The 22,693-nt window shown below is 66.3% G+C and carries 18 protein-coding genes and 1 riboswitch; of the genes, 2 read left to right on the forward strand and 16 right to left on the reverse strand.

Annotation, left to right across the window (positions count from 1 at the left end):
• Positions 1-56 precede the first annotated feature (56 nt).
• Positions 57-147: riboswitch (glycine riboswitch) on the reverse strand.
• Positions 148-255: 108 nt separating this feature from the next.
• Both K225_RS0109920 and K225_RS0109925 read right to left on the reverse strand, forming a co-directional pair.
• Positions 256-1,416 (reverse strand): iron-containing alcohol dehydrogenase, encoded by a 1,161-nt coding sequence (locus tag K225_RS0109920; RefSeq protein WP_026436259.1) that lies wholly within the window; start codon positions 1,414-1,416, stop codon positions 256-258.
• A gap of 283 nt (positions 1,417-1,699) precedes the next feature.
• Positions 1,700-2,713 carry a fumarylacetoacetate hydrolase family protein gene (locus K225_RS0109925; RefSeq protein ID WP_026436260.1) on the reverse strand — a complete coding sequence of 338 codons (1,014 nt, stop codon included), beginning with the start codon at positions 2,711-2,713 and terminating at the stop codon, positions 1,700-1,702.
• A 240-nt stretch (positions 2,714-2,953) separates the two neighbouring features.
• On the opposite strand from K225_RS0109925, the gene K225_RS0109935 reads away from it, so the two are divergent.
• Positions 2,954-4,120, forward strand: coding sequence for a DUF3108 domain-containing protein (locus K225_RS0109935; RefSeq protein ID WP_026436261.1), 1,167 nt, complete (start codon positions 2,954-2,956; stop codon positions 4,118-4,120).
• Positions 4,121-4,285: 165 nt separating this feature from the next.
• On the forward strand, positions 4,286-4,582 hold the full coding sequence (locus tag K225_RS0109940) for a DUF3567 domain-containing protein (RefSeq protein WP_026436262.1): 297 nt from the start codon (positions 4,286-4,288) through the stop codon (positions 4,580-4,582).
• 66 nt (positions 4,583-4,648) lie between these two features.
• On the opposite strand, the gene K225_RS0109945 is transcribed toward K225_RS0109940, so the two are convergent.
• From K225_RS0109945 to K225_RS0110010, 14 genes are all read right to left on the reverse strand, one after another.
• Positions 4,649-5,752: an AbrB family transcriptional regulator gene (locus tag K225_RS0109945; protein ID WP_026436263.1), complete on the reverse strand. Its 1,104-nt coding sequence runs from the start codon at positions 5,750-5,752 to the stop codon at positions 4,649-4,651.
• A gap of 155 nt (positions 5,753-5,907) precedes the next feature.
• Complete coding sequence (locus K225_RS0109950; RefSeq protein ID WP_034712347.1) at positions 5,908-6,468, reverse strand: hemerythrin domain-containing protein; 561 nt, start codon at positions 6,466-6,468, stop codon at positions 5,908-5,910.
• A gap of 8 nt (positions 6,469-6,476) precedes the next feature.
• Positions 6,477-6,890, reverse strand: a complete 414-nt coding sequence (locus K225_RS0109955; RefSeq protein WP_026436265.1) for a hypothetical protein — start codon at positions 6,888-6,890, stop codon at positions 6,477-6,479.
• A gap of 33 nt (positions 6,891-6,923) precedes the next feature.
• On the reverse strand, positions 6,924-7,595 hold the full coding sequence (locus tag K225_RS0109960; RefSeq protein ID WP_026436266.1) for a nitroreductase family protein: 672 nt from the start codon (positions 7,593-7,595) through the stop codon (positions 6,924-6,926).
• 15 nt (positions 7,596-7,610) lie between these two features.
• On the reverse strand, positions 7,611-8,942 hold the full coding sequence (locus tag K225_RS0109965; RefSeq protein ID WP_238323215.1) for an NnrS family protein: 1,332 nt from the start codon (positions 8,940-8,942) through the stop codon (positions 7,611-7,613).
• Positions 8,939-11,374, reverse strand: a complete 2,436-nt coding sequence (locus K225_RS0109970; RefSeq protein WP_026436268.1) for an adenosylcobalamin-dependent ribonucleoside-diphosphate reductase — start codon at positions 11,372-11,374, stop codon at positions 8,939-8,941. Before K225_RS0109970 ends, K225_RS0109965 begins: the two co-directional genes overlap by 4 nt.
• A 57-nt stretch (positions 11,375-11,431) precedes the next feature.
• The gene (locus tag K225_RS0109975; RefSeq protein WP_026436269.1) at positions 11,432-12,112 is read right to left on the reverse strand and encodes a carbonic anhydrase; all 681 of its coding nucleotides are present in this window, start codon (positions 12,110-12,112) and stop codon (positions 11,432-11,434) included.
• 26 nt (positions 12,113-12,138) lie between these two features.
• Positions 12,139-13,071: a peptidylprolyl isomerase gene (locus K225_RS0109980; protein WP_202900040.1), complete on the reverse strand. Its 933-nt coding sequence runs from the start codon at positions 13,069-13,071 to the stop codon at positions 12,139-12,141.
• Between the two features lie 27 nt (positions 13,072-13,098).
• Positions 13,099-13,830: a respiratory nitrate reductase subunit gamma gene (narI, locus tag K225_RS0109985; protein ID WP_026436271.1), complete on the reverse strand. Its 732-nt coding sequence runs from the start codon at positions 13,828-13,830 to the stop codon at positions 13,099-13,101.
• The gene (gene narJ, locus K225_RS0109990; RefSeq protein WP_026436272.1) at positions 13,827-14,528 is read right to left on the reverse strand and encodes a nitrate reductase molybdenum cofactor assembly chaperone; all 702 of its coding nucleotides are present in this window, start codon (positions 14,526-14,528) and stop codon (positions 13,827-13,829) included. The genes narI and narJ overlap by 4 nt, the downstream gene beginning before the upstream one ends.
• 20 nt (positions 14,529-14,548) lie before the next feature.
• Positions 14,549-16,072, reverse strand: coding sequence for a nitrate reductase subunit beta (narH, locus tag K225_RS0109995; protein WP_026436273.1), 1,524 nt, complete (start codon positions 16,070-16,072; stop codon positions 14,549-14,551).
• Between the two features lie 23 nt (positions 16,073-16,095).
• Positions 16,096-19,896 (reverse strand): nitrate reductase subunit alpha, encoded by a 3,801-nt coding sequence (locus K225_RS0110000; RefSeq protein WP_026436274.1) that lies wholly within the window; start codon positions 19,894-19,896, stop codon positions 16,096-16,098.
• Between the two features lie 49 nt (positions 19,897-19,945).
• Positions 19,946-21,355: a NarK family nitrate/nitrite MFS transporter gene (locus tag K225_RS0110005; protein ID WP_026436275.1), complete on the reverse strand. Its 1,410-nt coding sequence runs from the start codon at positions 21,353-21,355 to the stop codon at positions 19,946-19,948.
• Positions 21,356-21,376: 21 nt separating this feature from the next.
• Entirely contained in the window at positions 21,377-22,669 is a 1,293-nt protein-coding gene (locus K225_RS0110010) for a nitrate/nitrite transporter (protein WP_026436276.1), read from the reverse strand.
• Between the last annotated feature and the right edge of the window lie 24 nt (positions 22,670-22,693).

Below are 22,693 nucleotides of genomic sequence, written 5' to 3' on the forward strand. Positions count from 1 at the left end.
CTTCGGTGGACCCCCGCCTGCATTGCGCAGGGCTGCGGCCTCTCTCCAGTCGGCGATGGTCTCCTGCGGTCCGGCTTGCCTGAGCGATGATGGGAGTTTGCGCCTTCGGCGGAGGCGGGTTGCGCCCCTCTCTCCCGCAAGATAGGCGCTCACTTTAAATCACCCGCCAAAACCTGCCCTGCTCAAAAGGTCAATATCCCGCCCCCGGCCGGTTAGAGCCTGTTTACGATCTCCCAGGGGATCGCAAACAGGCTCTTACAGCGCGGCTTCCAGGATACGGCGGCTCACGGCGGGCGTGATCTCGCGCTGCTCGCCCAGCTGCACCATGCCATGCGCTTCGAGCTGGGCCACCACGGTGTCCACCACCTCCGCGCCCAGGCCATGGCCCGACAGGCGCGTGGCGATACCCATGCTTTCAAAGAAGGCGCGCGTGCGCTCGATGGCGGCGGTGATGCGCTCATCCTCCGTGCCGGTGGTGATGCCCCACACGCGCTCGCCGTACTGCAGCAGCTTGGCGCGCTTCGGGCCCCGGCGCTCATTCAGCAGCGCGGGCAGCACGATGGCCAAGGTGCGCGCATGGTCGATGCCGTGCAGCGCGGTGAGCTCGTGGCCGATCATGTGCGTGGCCCAGTCCTGCGGCACGCCGGCGCCGATCAGGCCGTTGAGCGCCATGGTGGCGGCCCACATCAGGTTGGCGCGGTCGTCGTACACGGGCTCCTGCGCCGTCAGCAGGCGCGGGCCCACCTCGATCAGCGTCTGCAAGAGGCCTTCGGCAAAGCGGTCCTGCACGGGCGCGTTGACCGGGTAGGTCAGGTACTGCTCGACCGTGTGCACGAACGCATCGACCACGCCATTGGCCAGTTGCTGCGGCGGCAGCGTGTAGGTCTTGGTGGGATCGAGCACCGAGAACTTCGGGTAGCTGTGCACGCTGCTGAAGGCCAGCTTGGCACCCTTGGCGCGGTGCGTGATGACGCCGCCGTTGTTCATCTCCGAGCCCGTGGCAGGCAGCGTGAGCACGGCGCCAAAGGGCACGGCCTGGGTGATGTTGCGGCCGCGCTTTTCCAGGATGGACCAGGCATCGCCCTCAAAGTGCACGGCGGCGGCGATGAACTTGGTGGCATCGATCACCGAGCCACCGCCCACGGCCAGCAGAAAGTCGAAGCCGCCGGCACGGATCTGCTCGACGGCCTTCATCGAGGTTTCGAAGCTCGGGTTGGGTTCGATGCCGCTGAAGGTGGCGTGCGGGCGCTCGCCCAGCGCGGTGCGCACTTCGGCCAGCGTGCCGGTCTTTTCGGCACTGGCGCCGCCCACCAGGATCAGCACCTTGGCCGCTGCGGGCACCAGCTTGGCCAGGTCGGCGATGCGGCCCTGGCCGAAAACGATGTGGGTGGGGTTGTGGAAGTCGAAATTCAGCATGGCAATGGAATGTTGGCGCACCGCGCCCCTTGCCGCGCCGGATGGCCCGGCAGGCGGCAGGAACGCAGGGCAGTGAGGGAAAAAACCACCAGGCAAGCAAGCCCGGTGGACGGACTGGTCATTGTCCGCGCGAAGCCGCCTGCACCCCTGTCGCCCAGGACAAAACCCTTGCGTCCGCCGGCCTGCCCTGCGGCGTGGCCCGACAGTGGGCGCCTGGAAAAATAGCTGCAAGCGCTTTTCAAACAAGCGCCACAGCCATTTTTCCTCAAAATGGCGCCACCACTCATCCACCCGCAGGCGATGCAATGGTCTGGTCGATGGCGCCGAAGATGCTCGCACCGTCCTTGCCCTTGGCCTCGATGCGGATGGTGTCGCCGAACTTCATGAATTCGGTGCTGGGCTTGCCGTCCTGGATGGTCTCGATGCAGCGCTTTTCGGCGATGCAGCTGTAGCCCTTGGGCCATTCGGTGCGGCCGTTCTGCTCCACGCCCTTGTTGCTGACGGTGCCACTGCCCACGATGGAGCCCGCGCGCACATTGCGCGTCTTGGCGATGTGCGCGATGAGCTGGCCGAAGTGGAAGGTCATCTCGGGGCCGGCGTCGCACATGCCGACCTTGCGGCCGTTCCAGGTGGATTGCACGGTGAGGTGCACGCGGCCGTGGTCCCAGGCGTCGCCCAGCTCGTCCAGCGTCACGGCCACGGGGCCGAAGGCGGTGGCGGGCTTCGCCTGGAAAAAGCCAAAACCCTTGGCCAGCTCGGCCGGGATCAGGTTGCGCAGGCTTACGTCGTTGGCAATCATCACCAGGCGGATACCGTCCAGCGCCTGGTCGGCGTTGCTGCCCATCTTCACGTCGCCCGTGATGACGGCGATCTCGGCCTCGAAATCGATGCCCATGGCCTCGCTGGGCACCACCACGTCGTCGCAGGGCCCCATGAAATCATCGCTGCCGCCCTGGTACATCAGCGGATCGGTGTAAAAGCTCTCGGGAACCTCGGAGTTGCGGGCTTTTCGAACCAGTTCAACGTGGTTGATGTAGGCCGAGCCATCCGCCCACTGGTAGGCGCGCGGCAGCGGAGCCATGCACTGGGCCGGGTCGAAGGGAAAAGCGTGGCGCGCGCGGCCTGCGTTGAGCTGGTCGTACAGGTCCTGCAACTGGGGCGACAGGAAGCCCCAGTCGTCCAGCACCTGCTGCAGCTTGCTGGCAATGCCGGTCGCATAATGGGCCGTGCCCAGGTCACGGGAGACGACAACCAATTGGCCGTCGCGTGACCCGTCTTTGTAGGTAGCGAGTTTCATGGGGAAAGCACCTTCATCTCAATCAAAATGGCGTCAATGACGCGCAAACCACGAGATTACGCCGGGTTCAATGGATTCGACTGAACAAAACTCGCAATTTTTTGGCGTGAATGAACAAAGAACGTGCAGGCACCCGGTCCGCAGAGGTCCGTTTCCCGCGGCAGGAAGCGCGGCCCCAGACCGCCCAGCTGCCGCAGCACCTGGGTGCGGTCCGCGCCTGACGCCTGCCGGAGCCCCGCCATGCCACGCCGGCCACTCTTTGTATTGACCGCCCTGGTGCTGGCACTGCACTGGCTGGTGCTGCAGGGCATGCCCATGGCCTGGGACAGCAGCCCGTCCACGCCCCCCGCTGCACAGGTCTTCAGCACGCGCAGCATTGCCCCCACGCCACCGGCAGCGGTGCCCCCCGCACCGCCTGCGCCTCCCGCGCCTGCCCGCCCTGCGACGGCACGCAAGAAACCCGCTGCACCACCGGCGACGCAGCATGCAGCGAAGGCAGCCACCGCACCACCCCCCATGCCGTCAGCGCCGCCCGACAACCCGGGCGAAGCCCCACCGCCCGACGCGGCGGTGGACACCGCGGGCACGCCGGCCGCCGAAATGCCCGGGAAGCCCGATGCCGATGCCGTGGCCATCGCCCCTGCGCCCGACGCCAGTGCGCCGGCCACTCCATCGTCCACGGACCCGGACAACCCCCTGGGCGCTGGCGTGGACATCCGCCCTCCCGGCGGCGCCACAGGCCCGGCGGGCGAGGCCGCCAGTTTCGCCGTGCGCCTGCCCGTGCCGGTGCGCCTGGCCTTTGATGTCAGCGGGCAGGCCAAAAAATTCAACTACAGCGCCAGCGCCGAGCTGTTGTGGCGGCACGACGGCAACCGCTACGAAGCCCGCCAGGAGATCAGCGCCTTTCTGCTGGGCACCCGCTCCCAGGGCAGCGTGGGCCAGATCACCGCCCAGGGGCTGCAGCCCGAGCGCTTTGCCGACCGTTCGCGCAGCGAGCAGGCCGCCCATTTTGACCATGCCCAAGGCCGCATCACCTTCAGCGCCAACACCCCGCCGGCGGCCGTGGGGCCCGGCGCGCAGGACCGCCTGAGTGTCTTCATCCAGCTTGGCGCCATGCTGGCGGCCGAGCCGGGGCGGTTTGTGCCGGGCACCCAGGTCACCCTGACCACCGCCAGCGCCCGCAGCGCCGACCGCTGGACCTTCTCGATCGAGGGGCAGGAAACGCTGGACCTGCCCGCCGGCCCCCTGCTGGCCTGGAAGCTGCAGCGCCTGCCGCGCCGCGACTACGACCAGAAGGCCGAACTGTGGCTGGCCCCCGACCTGGGCTACATGCCCGCGCGCATCCGCCTGACCCAGGCCAACGGCGACTTTGCCGACCTGCGCCTGCGCAACAGCAGCCCACCCTGATCGCCCGGGTGTTGCTGGCTGGTGCCACGGTGGCGATGAATCCCCGCCAACCCGGCGCAGGCCGTTTTTCGTGAAATACTGCAAAGCATCAGGTACTGGGAACCTTGGGACTTGAACTCTGACCGCTCGCTGTCATCTGATTCCTATATCGACTGGGGGAACGCCATGCACATGCTCTACGACTCTGACTCCTTTGTGGTGGTCCACATGCTGCCCGATGCCGTGGAGCAAAAAGAGGGTCCACTGAACGACACGGCACCGCCAAAGCCCCAACTGGCGCGTCACGGCTTTGAGATTGTGGACAAGCGCTCGGGCAAGGAGGTGTATCTGGACGGATCCTGGGCCGAAATGTTCCAGCAGCAGATCCTGGCCTGGCAACGCGACACCCCCACCCAGGAAGAGGTGGAGGACGCCCTGGACCGCTACGCCGGTCTGGCGCAGAACCCGGTCGTCGTGCATTAGCAGGGACACCCCCTCGTTGCGGGGCGGCCCTTGCTTGGCATCCCTGGTCTGGGGGTACGCCAGTTTTTACGCACTGCTTTCTTCTGCAAGGCTTGCTGGTTTTTCTGCTGGCGGATAAATGCGCCGAAACAACGGCTCCACCAGCATCAGCACCGCGATCAGGCGGCACACCTGAAACGCCGTCACCACCGGCACACCGAGCTGCAGCACCTTGGCCGTAATGGCCATTTCGGTGATGCCGCCGGGTGAGGTGCCCAGCAGCAGGGTCACCCAGGGCAGCCCGGTGGCCCAGGCCAGCGCCCCGGCGAACAGTGCGCACACCCCCATCAGCGCCAGCGTGCCCAGCGCCACCGAGGCCAGCCAGCGCGGCGCGGTGTGCAGAAAATCGGCCCGAAAGCGCACGCCCAGGCTCACACCGATCACCAGCTGCGCCGCGTTGACCAGCCCCTGGGGCACGGCCGACAGCGTCAGGCCCGCCATGGCCAAGCCCATCGACACCAGCAGCGCGCCCATGAACCAGGGGTTGGCGCGGCCCAGCCGGTCCATGGCCAGCGCACCGGCCCCGGTGAGCAGCGCCAGCAGTACCAGCCCAGGCCAGCTCACCAGGCGCACGGTGGGCGGCAGGATGTCCAGACCGTGCAGGCCGCTCCACTGCAGCGCAAACGGGATCGTCACGGCGACGATCAGCAGGCGCAGGCTGTGGCTGGCGGCCACGAGGTCGGTGCGGGCATTTTCGCGCTCGGCCAGCAGCGTCATCTCGGAAGCCGCGCCAATGGCGCCCGAAAAATAGCTGGTGGCCCGCAGCATCGACGCCGGCACGCCATGCATGCGCGGCGCGTGCAGCCGGTACAGCCAGGCGCCAAACAGCCAGCCCAGCAGCAGCGCCCAGACGATGCCCAGCGCAATGGCCCACCACAGGCTGGCCACCAGCGCCACCACCTGGGGCGTGAAATAAAGCCCCAGCGCGCTACCAATCGACCACTGCCCGGCGTTGCGCAGCGGCGCCCAGCTTTCGGTGGGCGCACCGCCCATGGACAGCAGCGCGGTGGCCAGCAGCGGGCCAATCATCCAGGGCAGCGGGGTGTGCAGCGCCACGCAGACGGCGGCTGCGGCCCAGGCCAGGGCCAGGGTGGTTGCCACACGGGCGATAAAAAGCAGGTGACTGCGCATACAAGCCGGCCAGTATCCCCTGCCACAGCGCTGCCCGCTTCTGGCGGGCCCCTGCCTTGGGGCATGGGGGACATCGCCGTTTGCGAGGCAATTTGTAGCCAAATCAGGCGCCAGCGGTTATCCAACAAGCGCTAGCAGCTATTCTTTTAGAAGCGTCAATGTCCGGACGCTGGCACTCTGCGCCGGGCCGCCATCTCGCGGCCCATGGCCTCCAGGGCCGGTGCAGCCAGCAGGGCCTGCGCCGCGGGGTAGGCCAGGGTTTCCTCATCCGCAATATGGCGGTCGTAGCGGCCGATGAAGCGTTCGAATGCCGCGCCATCGGCCTCGCTGAACCCGGCCTGCCGGCCCTCCACCAGGGCCTGCAGCGCCAGGCGTGCGGCAGCCCAGTCGGTGGCCATGCAGCGGTGGTCGTGCTGCAGGCGCCGCACCAGCGCCACCACGTCGGGGGCAGCTTGTGCCAGCAGCAGCGGAAACACGTGCAGCTCCTCGTCTTCATGGTGCAGGGGCGCCGCGATGTCGAAATAGCGCAGCACGTCGCGCGCGGCCTGCTGGGCAGACACATCCGCGCCATGCTCCTGCACATGGGCGCGCAGCCGCTGCAGCAGCGCCAGCGTGCGCTGCACGCGCTCGTGGCAGGCCTCCAGCATGGCAAAGGGCTGCTCGAACCCCACGGAGGGCGCGTTGAAACCAGGCAAGGCCGACGAGGACTTCGCCATGGCCACGGCTACCCGAAGCGCACCGGCTGCCCCTGCCGGTCAAACGGAATGTAGGCGCCGTGCGCGCCGCCCTTGATGGCCTCGACCATGCGCTGCAGGGGCGCCTCGGCATCGGCGCTGCTGGGTGCCTGGTTCAGCCTGCCCGACAGCGCCGCCGCGAACACCATCGCCCAGTCGTGGCCGGGGGCCGTGAACTGGCGCGCCTCGTCCACCAGCGCGGCAAACGAGGGCAGCTCTTGCGGCGTCTTGTCCACACACATCAATGGCACCAGGGCGCCGCCCTGCCCGGCTTCAAAGCGCGCGCGCTGGGCGGGGGTGGCATCGTCGGGCAATTCGACCGCCGCAAACACAAACAACAGGCGCTGGGGTTCGGGCTGCAGGCGCGCGGCCTGCAGCAGATCGTCGAAACTGGAAATGTCCATGAAAAATCTCGCAATGAAAGAAGTTGGCCAGCGTCAGAACCCGGGCACCACGCCCCGGTCCGGTTCCAGTGTGCTGACGTAGGCGCTCGCCAGGGGCCGCGTACGCGCCGCTTTGCGGGACAGCACGGTGCCGATGCTGATGAAGCACAGGGCCTGCTCGGAAGCCGCCAGCTGAAACAGCGCACGCAGGCTGGCCGCCTTGAGCGCCTTGCCGCTGGTCAGCGCCGAGCCATAGCCCTGCGCGGTAGCCGTCAGCAGCATGTTCTGTACGGCGCAGCCGGCGGACACCAGCCGCTCGGCCGCATCGATTTCGGGGTCGCCACGCTCACCATCCACCACCACCAGCATCAATACCGGGGCCCGGTAGGCCTTTTCGCGCGCCTGCGCGCACTGCTCGGACGTGGCGCAGGGGTCACGCTCCAGCAGTGCCTGCGCAAACACCTCGGCCAGTGCGGCGCGCGCAGCCTCGGGCACCAGCACAAAGCGCCAGGGCAGCAGCTGGCCATGGTCCGGCGCATGGGCCGCCGCATTCAGGATGGCGGCCAGCTCGGCAGGCCCGGGGCCTGGCGCGCCCAGGCGCTTGGGCAGGATGGTCTGGCGGGACTGGATCAGTGCTGCAGCCATGGCCACCACCGCCGCCTCGTCCAATGCGGCAGGGGACGCAGCCAGGGGCTCAGGGGCCAGGGGCAAAGGAAGATCGGTCATGTCCTGGCTCTGGATTCAGCCTGGGCGCCCATCGGCACGCAGACAACCGTACCAGCGGCCCAGCCGCAGCCCCCAGATGCCCATGGTTGCGGCCCACAGGCCGGCGGCCAAGGGCAGCAGCCAGGGCCAGGGCAGGCCGGCAACGCCCGGCACGGCTGCCGCGATGCGCAGCACCGTCGCCGCCTGCAAACACCAGAAGAGCGACCAGGCAATGCGGTCGGCCACCAGGGCGCGGCCACTGTGTCCGCAGGACACGCGCGTGACCATGGCCAGCATCAGCGAAGCGAGGCAGCCCATGGTGAGCGCATGCAAGGCCCCCAGGCCCAGCGCCCCGATACCCAGCGTGCCCGCCAGCCACTGCGACAGCCCACCCAGCAAAAACGCAATGCCCAGCCACAGAAAACCGATGTGCAGCATGGCCAGCAGCCTGTTCTTCAGGCTTTGCACCAGCCCCCATACCCAGGCCAGCCAGACCAGCACACCGCCCACGGCCAGCTGCAGCGTGCCATGCACCAGCAGCCATGCCGTGCCCGCCGCGCCGGACGGCACGCCCGCCAGTTCCAGCCACGCCGCCAGCACCTGCAGCACCGCCGCCGCCAGCATCAGCCACAGCACCCAGAACGGGCGCCAGGCCTCCACCATGGGCATGGCACTGGAGGTGAAAAACGGAATCATGCGGTGCGCCACCGTGACGTAGACCACCACCACAAAACCCCAAAGCCCCGTGAAAATCCAGGCCCGCGCTGCGGCGTGGGCCTCAAGGACCAGGCTCAGCCACAGCCCTGCCAGGCTGGCGCAGCCCACCACGCAGGCCGTGCCGATGACACGGGCATGGAGCTGGTCCGGCGCCTGGCTGCGCCTGATGCGCCCCCAGAACTGCACGGTCATCCAGACCAGACCGGCGCAGGCCAGCGCCAACCCCGCCCAGGCCAGACCGGCATGCAGGTGCGCGCCCGCCAGCCACAGCAGCCAGCCCGCCGCCTGCGACACCAGCGGCACGCGCAGGTCCTGCGCCAGCGGGGGCTCCACCCCCAGCCATTTGGGACCGGCGGTGAAGAGGAAGCCCGAAAAGAACAGCGGAATGAAGCCGAACGCCATCCCGGCCGAATGCACCAGCGTGGGCGACACCGCATAGTGAAGGCCCAGCCAGGCCGTGGACCGGTCGAGCTGCACCAGCGCCCACCACAGGCCCGACGCCACCAGCACCACCATGGCCAGAAAAAAGCCCAGGCGATGGGGTGCCAGCATCAGGTAACGGACACGCCAGCGCTTGTCCATCTGCGCCAGCGCCTCGGGCGAGGGCTTGCGCGACACCGCTCGCACCGCAATGACGGGCCGGGAGGTCACCCACAGGTTCCGAGGTGGCCGCACTGGGTGCAATAGTCGCAGCCGTCCTTGCGGATCACGGCATGCGCGCCGCACTCGGTGCATTTCTTGCCGGCCATGGCGGGTGGCATGCCGCTGACCTGCGGCGCAGGCTCTTCCAGCGGCAGCTGCTGCTGCACCGGATCGGTCACGCGCCGCGCCAGGATGTTCTGGATGGCATAGGCCATGGCCGCCACCTCGGAGTCATGCCACATGGGCACGCGGGTGCCATCGTCCTTCTGGTGCGTGCCCAGGCGCACGGGGCCGCGGTCCCAGGCCACCTTGCGCATGTCGGACAGGGCCCGCTCCAGAAAACCGCCCCGGGCCGCCAGGGACAGCAGGCGCATGCTGGCAGTGATCCACTGCTGCGACTCACCGCTCTGGCCCACCGGCATGAAGAACTCGATGGCGCGGTCCACCGTGCTGTTGCCCACGCCCGTGGGCACGGGCAGGAACGACACGATGAGGTAGAGCGTCTTGTGGCCTTCCTGCGTCCAGTACTCCACCTTCTCGGCCACGGCCGAGAGGCCGCCCTTGGGCCGGCTCTCGATCACCGAGCGCATGGGATCGAAGGACGGTGCCACCGGGGCGGGCGCTGCCGCCGGCTCAGGTGCCGCATGGGTTTCGAGCACCGAGCCCAGGATGGCGTTGGGCCGGTAGGTGGCCAGCCCCTTCAGACGGGCGCGCCAGGCCTGCAGGTACAGGTCCTTGAAGTCGTCGTAGGGGTAGTCGGCCGGGATGTTCACGGTCTTGGAGATGGCCGTGTCCACGAAGGGTTGCACGGCTTCCATCATGGCGATATGCCCCTCGGCCGGCATGGCCAGCGCCGAGATGAAATAGTCGGGCAAGGCATCCACGTCACCGCCCAGATCACGGTACAGCCGCCAGGCGTGGTCTTCCACCGAGTACTCGCTGGTGCTGCCGTCGGCCTCGCGCTTCTTGCGCTTGTACATCCAGGAGAACGGTGGCTCGATGCCGTTGGAAGCGTTGTCGGCAAAAGCCAGGCTCACGGTGCCCGTGGGGGCAATGGAGAGCAGGTGGCTGTTGCGGATGCCATGCGCGCGAATGGCGTCCTTGATCGGCTCGGGCAGGCGGCTGGCGAAGGTGCCGGCGGCGAGATAGGGCTCGGCCTCGAACTTGGGGAAAGCGCCCTTTTCGCGGGCCAGCTCCACCGACGCCAGGTACGCCGCATCACGCATCGATTGCGCAATGCGCGCCGCCATGGCGCGGCCTTCCTGCATGTCGTAGCGCAGGCACAGCATGGCCAGCGTGTTGCCCATACCGGTAAAGCCCACGCCGATGCGGCGCTTGGCCATGGCCTCGTCACGCTGCTGCGGCAGGGGCCAGAAGGTCACGTCCAGCACGTTGTCGAGCGCACGCACCTGCAGGGCCACCACTTTTTCGAAGGCGTCGAAGTCAAACGACGGCAGGCCGTCAAAGCCGAAGGGATGGCGCACGAACCGGGTCAGGATGACGGGGCCGAGGTCGCAGCAACCATAGGAAGGCAGCGGTTGCTCACCGCAGGGGTTGGTGGCAGCGATGTCTTCGCAGTAATTGAGGTTGTTGTCCTCGTTGATGTGGTCGAGGAACAGGATGCCCGGTTCGGCAAAATCGTAGGCCGACTTCATGATGATGTCCCACAGCGCACGGGCCTGCACGGTGGCATAGACCCACATGCCATCGGCGCGCTGGTGGGCGCCCTGGGCCATGGCGGCGGTGCCAGGGCGCGCACGGTGCACCAGCTCCCAGGGTTGGCCATGCTGCACGGCTTCGATGAAGGCATCCGACACCCCCACCGACACGTTGAAATTGTTCCAGCGCCCTGGCGTGCGCTTGGCGGTGATGAATTCCTGCACATCGGGGTGATCGATGCGCAGCACCCCCATCTGCGCGCCGCGCCGCGCGCCCGCGCTTTCCACGGTGGAACACGACTGGTCGAACACGTTCATGTAACTGCAGGGGCCCGAGGCCACCGATGCCGTGGCCTTGACCTGGGCGCCCTTGGGCCGGATGCGCGAGAAGTCATAGCCCACGCCGCCGCCGCGGCGCATGGTCTCGGCGGCTTCGCGCAGGGCTTCATAGATGCCAGGAAAGCCCTCGTCGTCCACGCCCTGGATGCAATCGCCCACGGGTTGAACGAAACAGTTGATCAGCGTGGCCTGGATGTCGGTGCCGGCCGCACTCATGATGCGGCCCGCGCCAATGGCGCCCGCATGCAGGTTGTCCCAAAAGAGGGCTTCGTACTTTTCGCGCAACTCGGGCGCTTCTACCGAGGCCAGGGCACGGGCCACACGGCGGTAGAGGTCTTCCGCGCTGGTTTCACCAGGCTTGAGGTATTTCTCGCGCAGCACATCCAGGCTGATGGGCTGCAAGGAAGGGGTGGCATTCATGGGGGGATTGGGTTCGCGCTTCATGGTTTGGAATGATTGGTGTTCGCCGCCTGCAGGCCTTGCGTTCCATCAAGAAGGGAATCAAAGCTCGTCCAAAAGAACCTGCCCGTCATGCTCCACATAGGGGTGGTACGGACCCGTACCACTGTTGTCCGCCAGCGACGCGGGCACGAAGCCCCCGGTCTTGACATCGAACACATGCACTTCCCCCTCCTCGATCACATAGTGCCAGCCGTGCAGGCTGATCTGGCCTGCCTGCACTCGGCTACGGACCATAGGATATTCCATCAGCCGCTCCAACTGCAGCACCACCGCCCGCTGTTCCGTGCGGCGCAGCACCTCGGGGCCTGGCTGCATGGGCAGCAAAGCCTCACGCCCCAGGTCCAGCCAGCGGTCCAGGTTGGGCGCCTCGGGCGAAACCTCACCATACATGGCCTTGATAGCCCCACAGTGACTGTGGCCACACACCACGATGCGGTGCACGTGCAGGTTGAGCACGGCGAACTCGATCGCCGCCGTGGTGCCATGGTGGCCGTGCGATCCGTCATAAGGTGGAATGAACGCCCCCACGTTGCGCACCAGAAACAGCTCCCCCGGGCCCGCACCGGTCAGCAGATAGGGCACCAGGCGCGAGTCGGAGCAACCGATGAACAGGGTCGTGGGGTGCTGCCCCTCATCCACCAGCGTCTGGAACTGTTCCCGGTACTGGGGGAAGGCGTCGTCGTGAAAACGGCGCAGGCGATCAAGCAGCTCGTCGGGCATAAGCAACCAGGTGAAACGCGATGCAGTTACTGCACCAGTGGCGAATCAGCCGCATCCAGCTCCACGCCTTCCACCACGGCAGCGCCCGCCAGCAACTGCAGGTATTGGCGCAGGGCATTCACCCAGGCCTGCTGGCGCAGGGTGAGCGCGATGGCCTGGCGGACTTCCTCGAATGAGGGCTGTTGCCCCGGGTCGCGGGCCACCACCTCCACCACATGCAGGCCAAAGCGGCTGTGCACCAGGCGGGCCAGCACGCCGATCTCGGCACTGCCAAACACCTCGCGGGCGAACTCGGGGGCACAGTCGGCGCGGGTCAGCCAGCCCAGGTCACCGCCCTGCTGGCCGCTGGGGCAGTTGGACCACTGGGCGGCTGCCTCGGCGAACTTGGCACCACCGTCGTCTGCACAGCGCAAATCGATCAGCATGGCCTCGGCCCGCAGGCGCAGCTGCTTCACGTCCACGCCCGGCGTCACGGCAAACAGCACATGGCGCAGTTGTGCGCGCTCGCCCTGGGCGTGCGCAGCGGGGTGGGCCTCGTGGTAGCGGCGGCAGGCTTCTTCCGACGGGTCGGGGATGTGCAGCTCACGTTCCAGCAATTGCTCGATGGCGTTGGAGGCCTGGACGCTGATGGCGCCTTCGACCCCTGGCGCATCGCTCGTGGACAGCAGCCCGGCCTGCTGCGCAGCCTGGCGCAGCAGCTCGGTGCAGGCGCGCTGGCGCAGGGATTCTTCGTCCAGCAACTCGTGCAGCGCATTGAGGGCCACGCCATTGACGCGTGCCACCTCGGCCACCACCGCACCCACCTCGGGCGCCTGCGCGGCCTGCAGGGGCACATCGGTCATCGTCGCAGCCAGGGCCTCGTAAGCCGCTGTCTGCGTGGGGGTCAGCGTGCTGGCTGTTGCCGCTGCACTTTTGTCGGTGGAGCCGCATCCGCAGCTCCCGGTTCCACATCCGCTCATGGGGTGCTCCTTCGGAATCGGTGGATTTCAGGCGCGGCGGTCTTGCGACTGCATGTGGCCGGCGGGCAGATTCAGGCGGCGCGCACGCACCACCTGGTAGGGGCGCAGCACATAGGCCAGCGTGCCGAAGCCGCTCCACACATGCACCAGGCGGGTGAACGGGAAGATCAGGAAGATGCTCATGCCCAGCGCCATGTGCGCCTTGAAGATCCAGCCGGCGTCTGCCAGCAGCTCCACCCCGCCCGAGCGGAAGGTCACGATGCGCTGCGCCCATTCCGCCAGCAACATCATCATGGAACCATCCAGGTGCTTGGCCGACAGCGGGATCGTGGCCAAGCCCAGGGCCAGTTGCAACCACAGCAGCAGCAGCAGGACGATGTCGCTCGTCTTCGACGTGGCGCGGATGCGCGGGTCCGACAAGCGGCGGTGCAGCAGGATCGAAACCCCCACAAAGCCCAAGAGCCCGGCGATACCGCCCGACACCATGGCCATCAGCTGCTTGTTGCCCGCGCTGATGAATGCCTCGTACAAGAAGTGCGGGGTGAGCATGCCCACCGTGTGCCCGAAGAACAGGAACAGCACGCCGATGTGGAACAGGTTGCTGCCCCAGCGCAGGCTGCCGGTGCGCAGCAGCTGCGACGAATCGCTCTTCCAGGTGTACTGGTCGCGATCAAACCGCGCCCAGCTCCCGATGAAGAAAACGGCGAGGCAAATATAGGGATAGATGCCAAACAACAGGGTATCAAGCCAGGCGGTCATACGGAGACTCCTTCTGGTGCCCGCTCGGCGCGGGGGGTACGAACAAAATGCACAGGTTGCGGCTGGTCAGGCTTGGCCTGGCCCTGGGTGCTGCAACCGCCAAACGCTTCAGGCTCGGCCCAGACCTCGTCCATCGGCGGCTCGGGCGTCAGCGCGACCGACTGCACACGCTGGCCCGAGACTTCGAGCACCGCGGCAATGATGCTGGCGTAGGGGCTGTTGCGCGCCACGAGCGCGCTGAACAGCGCGTTGAGGATGTGGGCCATCTCGCCCAGAAACTCCCTGGCTACTTCGGGTGGCTGGGTGGAGGCGAACTCCAGCACCACGGGCAGGTGGTCGGGCAGTTCGTCGGCCTCGAATTGCAGGCCGGCCTTTTCGTAGGTCTGCATCAGGTCGATGAGCGCCGGGCCCCGGTCGCGCGAGTCGCCGTGCACATGCTCGAACAGGTGCAGCGAGGTCTGGCGCCCCCGGTCGAAGTGGTCCACGTAGCGGGCCTCGGCTTCCAGCGGGTCCAGCGCGGCGAGGTGCTGGCACACGGCTTCGATTTCGGCCATGCGCTCGGTGTTCAGGGCCTGCTCCAGTTGCAGCGCATCGATGAGCTGCGGCATCACGCTGCGCAGCTGCGCATCGGGGTAGCTCAGCAGGTAGCCCAGGGCGCGCAGGGTCAGGCGCACGGAGGTCGGGTTCTTCTTGAACATGGTGATTCCTTCCGTCGCACTCAAACAGTCGCTTTGATCGGGATGGTGCGGGGCTTCTTGCCGCCGAACATGCTGACTTCCGTCGCGCCGTCCGAGCAGCCGTTGCCGAACGAGAAGCCGCAGCCGCCGCGGATGTCGAACGCGTTCTCGGCGTACTCGCGGTGGGCCGACGGAATCACGAAGCGGTCCTCGTAGTTGGCAATCGCCATCACCTGGTACATCTCCTCGACTTCGGCCATCGACAGGCCTGCCTGCTTGAGCACGGCCAGGTTCTGGCGCTGCTCCACGTGCTTGTCGCGCTGGTAGGTGCGCATGGCCAGCATGCGCTCGAGCGCCCGCACCACGGGGCCGGTGTCGCCGGCGGTGAGCAGGTTCGCCAGGTACTGCACGGGAATGCGCAGCTGCGACACATCCGGAATCTCGCCATTCACGCCCACATGGCCCGCATTGGCCGCGGCCGTGATGGGCGACAGGGGCGGCACGTACCACACCATGGGCAGCGTGCGGTACTCGGGGTGCAGCGGCAGGGCCACCTTCCAGTCCACGGCCATCTTGTAGACGGGGCTGTTGCGGGCGGCCTCCATCCAGCTGTCGGGGATGCCGTCGATGCGCGCCTGCTTGATCACGTCCGGATCGTTCGGGTCCAGGAAGATGTCGAGCTGCGCCTGGTACAGGTCGCGGTCGCGCTCCACGCTGGCAGCTTCCTGGATGCGGTCTGCGTCATACAGCAGCACACCCAGGTAGCGGATGCGGCCCACGCAGGTTTCCGAGCACACCGTCGGCTGTCCCGCCTCGATGCGCGGGTAGCAGAAGATGCACTTCTCGGCCTTGCCCGACTGCCAGTTGTAGTAGATCTTCTTGTAGGGGCAGCCGCTCACGCACATGCGCCAGCCGCGGCACTTGTCCTGGTCGATCAGCACGATGCCGTCTTCCTCGCGCTTGTAGATCGAGCCCGAGGGGCACGATGCCACGCACGCCGGGTTCAGGCAGTGCTCGCACAGGCGCGGCAGGTACATCATGAAGGTGTTTTCGAACTGGCCGTAGATGTCCTTTTGCACATCGTCGAAGTTCTTGTCCTGGCTGCGGCGGCTGAACTCGCCGCCCAGGATTTCTTCCCAGTTCGGCCCCCACTCGATCTTCTCCATGCGCTGACCGGTGATCAGGCTGCGCGGGCGGGCCGTGGGTGCGGCCTTGCTTTCGGGCGCGGCCTGCAGGTGGTCGTAGTCGAACGTGAAGGGCTCGTAGTAGTCGTCGATCTGCGGCAGGTTGGGGTTGGCGAAGATGCGCATGAGCAGCTTCCACTTGCCGCCCTGGCGGGGCGCAATGGAGCCGTCGGGGCTGCGTACCCAGCCACCGTTCCAGCGGTCCTGGTTTTCCCATTCCTTGGGGTAGCCAATGCCGGGCTTGGTCTCGACGTTGTTGAACCAGGCGTATTCCACGCCGGGGCGGCTGGTCCAGACGTTCTTGCAGGTGACGGAACAGGTGTGGCAACCGATGCACTTGTCCAGGTTCAGCACCATGCCGATTTGTGCGCGAATTTTCATCGTGTTTCTCCTTGTCTTCGGCTTCAGGCGTGCGCGCCGGTGTCGGACACTTCGTCTTCCAGCCAGTCCACGCGGTCCATCTTGCGCACCAGCACGAACTCGTCGCGGTTGGTGCCGATGGTTCCGTAGTAGTTGAAGCCGTAGCTGTACTGGGCGTAGCCGCCAATCATGTGGGTGGGCTTGAGCACGATGCGCGTGACCGAGTTGTGGATACCGCCGCGGGTGCCGGTGATCTCGGAGCCGGGCGTGTTGATGATCTTCTCTTGCGAGTGGTACATCATCACCATGCCGGGGTTCACGCGCTGGCTCACCACCGCGCGGGCCGCGATGGCACCGTTGGCGTTGAAGAGTTCGACCCAGTCGTTGTCCACGATGCCGGCGCTCTTCGCGTCGTCTTCGCTCAGCCACACCACCGAGCCGCCCCGGTTCAGCGTGAGCATCATCAGGTTGTCGCTGTACGTGCTGTGGATGCCCCACTTCTGGTGCGGCGTGATGAAGTTCAGCTGGATTTCCTTGTTGCCGTTGGGCTTCTTGCCCTCGACTTCATGCAGCGTCTTCAGATGCACCGGTGGACGGTAGCTCACAAAGCCTTCGCCGAAATCGCGCATCCAGGGATGGTCCTGGTAGAACTGCTGGCGGCCCGTGAGGGTGCGCCATGGGATGTACTCGTGCACGTTGGTGTAGCCGGCGTTGTAGCTGACCTTCTCGCTCTCCAGGCCCGACCAGGTGGGCGAAGAGATGATCTTGCGCGGCTGTGCCTGGATGTCGCGGAAACGGATCTTCTCGTCCTCGCGGTGCAGCGCCAGGTGCACGTGGTCGCGTCCCGTCTGCTTGCCCAGGGCTTCCCAGGCCTTGCAGGCCACATGGCCGTTGGTCTCGGGGGCCAGCATCATCACCACTTCGGTGGCGTCGATGTCGCTCACGATGCGCGGCATGCCCTGCGTCACGCCCTCCTCCTTCACGCGGCCGTTCAGGTCGCCGAGCTGGCCGACTTCGGTCTGCGTGTTCCAGCCAATGCCCTTGCCGCCGTTGCCGGCCTTGTCCATCAACGGGCCCAGGGCGGTGAAGCGCTTGTAGAGGTTGGGGTAGTCGCGCTCGACCACCGTGACCTGCGGCGCAGTCTTGCCGGGGATGAGTTCGCACTCGCCCTTCTTCCAGTCACGCACGCCATAGGGCTGGGCCATTTCGCCGGCCGTGTCGTGCATGATGGGAGTGAGTACCACGTCCTTCTCGACGCCCAGGTGGCCCACGCTGACCTCGCTCACGGCCTTGGCGAAGCCCTTGTAGATCTCCCAATCGCTCTTGGCCTGCCAGGCCGGGTCCACCGCGGTGGACAGCGGGTGGATGAAGGGGTGCATGTCGCTGGTGTTGAGGTCGTTCTTCTCGTACCAGGTGGCCGTGGGCAGAACGATGTCGGAGTACAGGCAGGTCGTGCTCATGCGGAAGTCCAGCGTGACCAGCAGGTCCAGCTTGCCTTCGGGGGCCTTGGCGTGCCACTGCACTTCCTCGGGCTTGGCTTCGTCCTGGCCCAGGTCCTTGCCCTGCACGCCGTGCGTGGTACCCAGCAGGTGCTTGAGGAAGTACTCATGCCCCTTGCCCGACGAGCCCAGGATGTTGGAGCGCCACACGAACATGTTGCGCGGCCAGTTGTCGGGGTGGTCCGGGTCCTCGCAGCTCATCTGCAGGCTGCCGTTCTTCAGCGACTGCACCACATAGTCCTTGGCGTCCATGCCCTTCGCAGCGGCGTCCTTGGCCACCTGCAGCGGGCTGGTCTTGAGCTGGGGTGCCGACGGCAGCCAACCCATGCGCTCGGCGCGCACGTTGTAGTCGATCTGGGCGCCGTGATAAGCCTTCTTGTCGGCCAGGGGCGAGAGGATTTCCTCCATGCCCAGCTTCTCGTAGCGCCACTGGTCGGTGTGGGCGTAGAAGAAGCTCGTGCTGTTCATCTGGCGGGGTGGGCGGATCCAGTCCAGCGCAAAGGCCAGGGCCGTCCAGCCGGTCTGTGGGCGCAGCTTTTCCTGGCCCACGTAGTGCGCCCAGCCGCCGCCGCTCTGGCCGATACAGCCGCACAGCATCAGCATGTTGATGATGCCGCGGTAGTTCATGTCGCTGTGGTACCAGTGGTTCATGGCCGCACCGATGATGACCATGGACTTGCCATGCGTCTTGTCGGCGTTATCGGCGAACTGGCGCGCCACGGTGATGATCTGGTCGCGCGGAACGCCGGTGATCTTTTCCTGCCAGGCAGGGGTGTAGGGGCGGTCGGCGTCGTAGCTGCCACCGGGCTCTTCACCGGGCAGGCCACGGTCGATACCGTAGTTGGCGGCCAGCAGGTCGAACACCGTGGCGACCATCACCTTGCCTTGGGCCTCGTGGCCGGACAGTTCCAGGTGCGTCACGGGCACGGGGCGCACCATCACGTCGCTGCCTTGTTCGTTGGCCGTGAAATTGGGCGTCTGCACGCCGCCAAAGTACGGGAAGGCCACGGTGGCCACGTCGTGGGCCTGCGCACCATCCTCGATCACCGAGAGCTTGAGCTTGACGGTGTTGCCGGTGCGCGCTTCCTTGTTCTCCAGGTTCCACAGGCCCTGGTCCGCACGGCCATCGGCGCCCCAGCGGAAGCCGATGGAGCCATTGGGCAGCGTGACCTGGCCCAGCTCGTCGTAGCCGACGGTCTTCCAGTCGGGGTTGTTCGACTGGTCGAGCTGGCCGGGGAAGTCGCTGGCGCGCACATAGCGGTCCGGCACCATCACCGTGCGGCCATCGGGCAGCGTCTTTTCCTTCAACACGACCAGCAGCGGCAGGTCGGTGTAGCGGCGCGCATAGTCGTCAAAGTAGGTGCTGCGGCCCTTGCCGCCGTCCTTGAAGTAGAACTCCTTGAGGATCACATGGCCCATGGCCATGGCCACGGCGGCATCGGTGCCCTGCTTGGGGTGCATCCACAGATCGCCCAGCTTGGCCACCTCGGAGTAGTCAGGGGTGATGGCCACGACCTTGGTGCCCTTGTAGCGCACCTCGGTCAGGAAGTGCGCATCGGGCGTGCGCGTCTGGGGCACGTTGGAACCCCAGGCAATGATGTACGAGCTGTTGTACCAGTCGGCCGACTCGGGCACGTCGGTCTGCTCGCCCCACACCTGCGGGCTGGAGGGTGGCAGGTCGCAGTACCAGTCGTAGAAGCTCATGCACACGCCGCCGATCAGGCTCAGGTAGCGCGAGCCAGCGGCGTACGAAATCATCGACATCGCGGGGATGGGCGAGAAGCCGATGATGCGGTCAGGGCCGTGCTTCTTGATGGTGTAGACGTTGGCCGCGGCAATCATCTGGTTGACTTCTTCCCAAGTGCTGCGCACGAAGCCGCCCAGGCCACGCTGCTTTTGCCATTCGCTGCGCGCGGCATTGTTCTCGACGATGCTGGCCCAGGCGTCAACCGGGCTCTTGGCCAGCGCGATGGCGGCACGCCAGTGCTTGAGCAGGCGGCCGCGCACCATGGGGTACTTCACGCGGTTGGCGCTGTACAGGTACCAGCTGTAGCTGGCGCCGCGTGCGCAGCCACGGGGCTCGTGGTTGGGCAGATCAGGGCGGGTGCGGGGGTAGTCGGTCTGCTGGGTTTCCCAGGTCACGATGCCGCCCTTGACGTAGATCTTCCACGAGCAGGAGCCCGTGCAGTTCACGCCGTGGGTGGAGCGCACGATCTTGTCGTGCGCCCAGCGGTCGCGGTAGGCGTCTTCCCAGGTGCGGTCCTCACCGTTGGTCTGGCCATGGCCTTGGGCAAAGGTTTCGCGGGGTTGCGAGAAGTACGTGAGTCGATCCAGAAAATGGCTCATCGGGGGCTCCTTGTTCTATGGGGGGGATTGCAGATGGCTCAGGCAGCCATCAGCAAGGCATCTCGGCGTGCTTGCGCGCGTAGTACCACCAGGTGACTACGATGCAGATGGCGTAGAAGACAGCAAAGCACCACAGCGCAGCGTTGGGCGCGCCGGTCAGGGCAATCGAGCTGCCATAGCTCTTGGGAATGAAGAACCCGCCGTAGGCGGCCATGGCAGCGGTGAAACCCAGCGTGGCGGCGCCCAGGGTGTTGCCTTCCTTGTTGGCGTTGGCCACGGCGGCAGCGTCGTTCTTGTCCACACCCCGCATGGCTTCGGTCAGGAAAATCACGGGAATCATGCGGAAGGTGGAGCCGTTGCCGATGCCGGTGGTGAGGAACAGCACCAGGAAACACACGAAGAAGCCGGCAAACTGGCCCTCGTTGCCCGCCGAGGGCAGGAACACCGTCACACCCATCACGGCCACCGCCATGACGATGAAGTTCCACAGCGTGACGCGCGCGCCGCCCAGCTTGTCGGCCAGCCAGCCGCCAAAGGGGCGGATCACCGCGCCCACCAGCGGGCCCAGCCAGGCATAGGCCAGCGGATTCACGCCGGGGAACTGGCTCTTGATGAGCAGCGGAAAGCCTGCGGCGTAGCCAATGAACGAGCCGAAGGTGCCGAGGTACAGCACGCACATCAGCCAGTTGTGCTTGCGCTTGAAGATGGCGGCCTGCGCGGCGAACGAGGCACGGGCATCGGCAATGTCGTTCATGCCGAACCAGGCGGCCAGCGCCGTGATGGCGATCCATGGCACCCAGATGAAGGCGGCGTTCTGCGTCCAGACCTGCACGGTCTGGCCGTTCTTCACGATGGTCTGGCCTTCGCCACCAAAGATGCCGAAGATGCCGGCCGTCACGACCAGCGGGCTCAGGAACTGCACCACCGAAACGCCCAGGTTCCCCAGGCCGGCATTCACGCCCAGGGCCGAACCCTTGCGCTCCTTCGGAAAGAAGAAGCTGATGTTGGCCATGCTGGAGCTGAAGTTGCCACCACCCAGGCCGCACAGCAGCGCCAGGATGAGCATGGTGGGGTAGGCCGTGGTGTTGTCCTGCACGGCAAAGCCGATGCCGATGGCGGGAATCAGCAGCGATGCGGTGGAGATCGCCGTCCAGCGGCGGCCACCCACGAGCGGCACCATGAACGAGTAGAAGATGCGCAGCGTGGCGCCCGACAGCGCGGGCGCTGCCGCCAGCCAGAACAGCTGGTTGGTCGAATACTTGAAGCCCAGGCCCGGCAGGCTCACGGCCACCACGCTCCAGACCTGCCAGATGGCAAAGGCCAGAAACAGCGCGGGCACCGAGATCCAGAGATTGAGCTTGGCGACGGCCTCGCCCTCGCGCTCCCAGAAGGACTTGTCCTCCGGCGTCCAGAGAGTGAGCAGGCGCCCCTGGCGCCCGCTGGTGGTGGTGGCAGACATGGTGAGGTTCCTTGAGAAAAATCAGCGGGCAACCGCAGGTGCCTTGGCGTCCTGCGAGCCCATGACGGGAGTGCGGCGCACCTCGGTGAAATACATCCAGATCAGCGAGACCCAGACCACGCCATACATCAGCATGAACGCACTGGAGCGGACGCCGGTGAAGTCCATCAGGGCGCCGAACATGATGGGCAGGACGAAGCCACCAAGGCCACCCGCCAGTCCCACAATCCCGCTGATGGCACCGATGTTTTTCGGATAGTCGTCGCTGATGTACTTGAAGACGCTGGCCTTGCCGAAGGCGAACGCCACGCCCAGCACCCCCATCAGCGCCGTGAACGCATAGACATTCAGGCCGAGGTGGAACGTGGTGGGTCCGTTGACCGTGAGGATGGTGAAATCGGTCTGTGGATAGCTCAGCAGGAACAGGCAGATCCAGCTCACCCACATCACCCACCAGGTGACGCTGTGGGCACCGTACCTGTCACTGAGCACGCCGCCAATGGCGCGCAGCACACCGCCCGGCAGCGAGAAGCAGGCCGCCAGCAGCGCTGCCACGCGGATGTCCAGGCCGTATTCCCCCACGTAGTACTGCACCATCCACAGCGACAGCGCCACATAGCCGCCAAACACGATGCTGTAGTACTGGCAGTACTTGATGACCTTGGGATCCTTCAGCGCCCTGAGCTGGTCGGTGAACTTGACGTTGCTGGGCACCAGGTGGGTCGGGTCGCTGTGGCTGAACAGCCAGAACAGCACCAGCGTGCCGAGCATGATGGCGGCGTACACCTGCGGCACCATGGTCCAGCCGAAGGCCACCAGCAGCACCGGGGCCACGAACTTGTTCACGGCCGCGCCCGAATTTCCCGCCCCATACACCCCCATCGCCATGCCCTGCCGACTCCTGGGAAACCAGCGCGCCACATAGGGCGTGCCCACCGAAAACGAACCACCCGCCAGGCCCACAAACAGGCCGATCACGAGGAAATGCCAGTACTCGGTGGCATAGCTCATGAGCCAGATGGCCGGCACCGTCAGTGCCATGAGCACCGCCATGACAATCCGCCCGCCAAACCGGTCGGTCCAGATGCCCAGCGGCACCCGCACCAGCGAGCCGGTGAGCACCGGCATGGCCGTGAGCAGGCCGAACTGCGTGGCGCTCAGGTTCAGCATTTTCTTGATGGGAATGCCGATCACCCCGAACATCATCCACACCATGAAGCAGACGGTGAAGGCGAGCGTGCTGACCAAAAGCACGGACCAAGCCTGCCGGGTGCGTTGCGGACTGTCGTCCGCCGAAAGTGCTGCGTTTGCCATGGGTTGTTCCCTCTGTTTCCCGTA

The sequence above is a fragment of the Acidovorax sp. JHL-9 genome (assembly GCF_000426205.1).
In the GTDB taxonomy this organism is placed as follows: domain Bacteria; phylum Pseudomonadota; class Gammaproteobacteria; order Burkholderiales; family Burkholderiaceae_C; genus Acidovorax; species Acidovorax soli.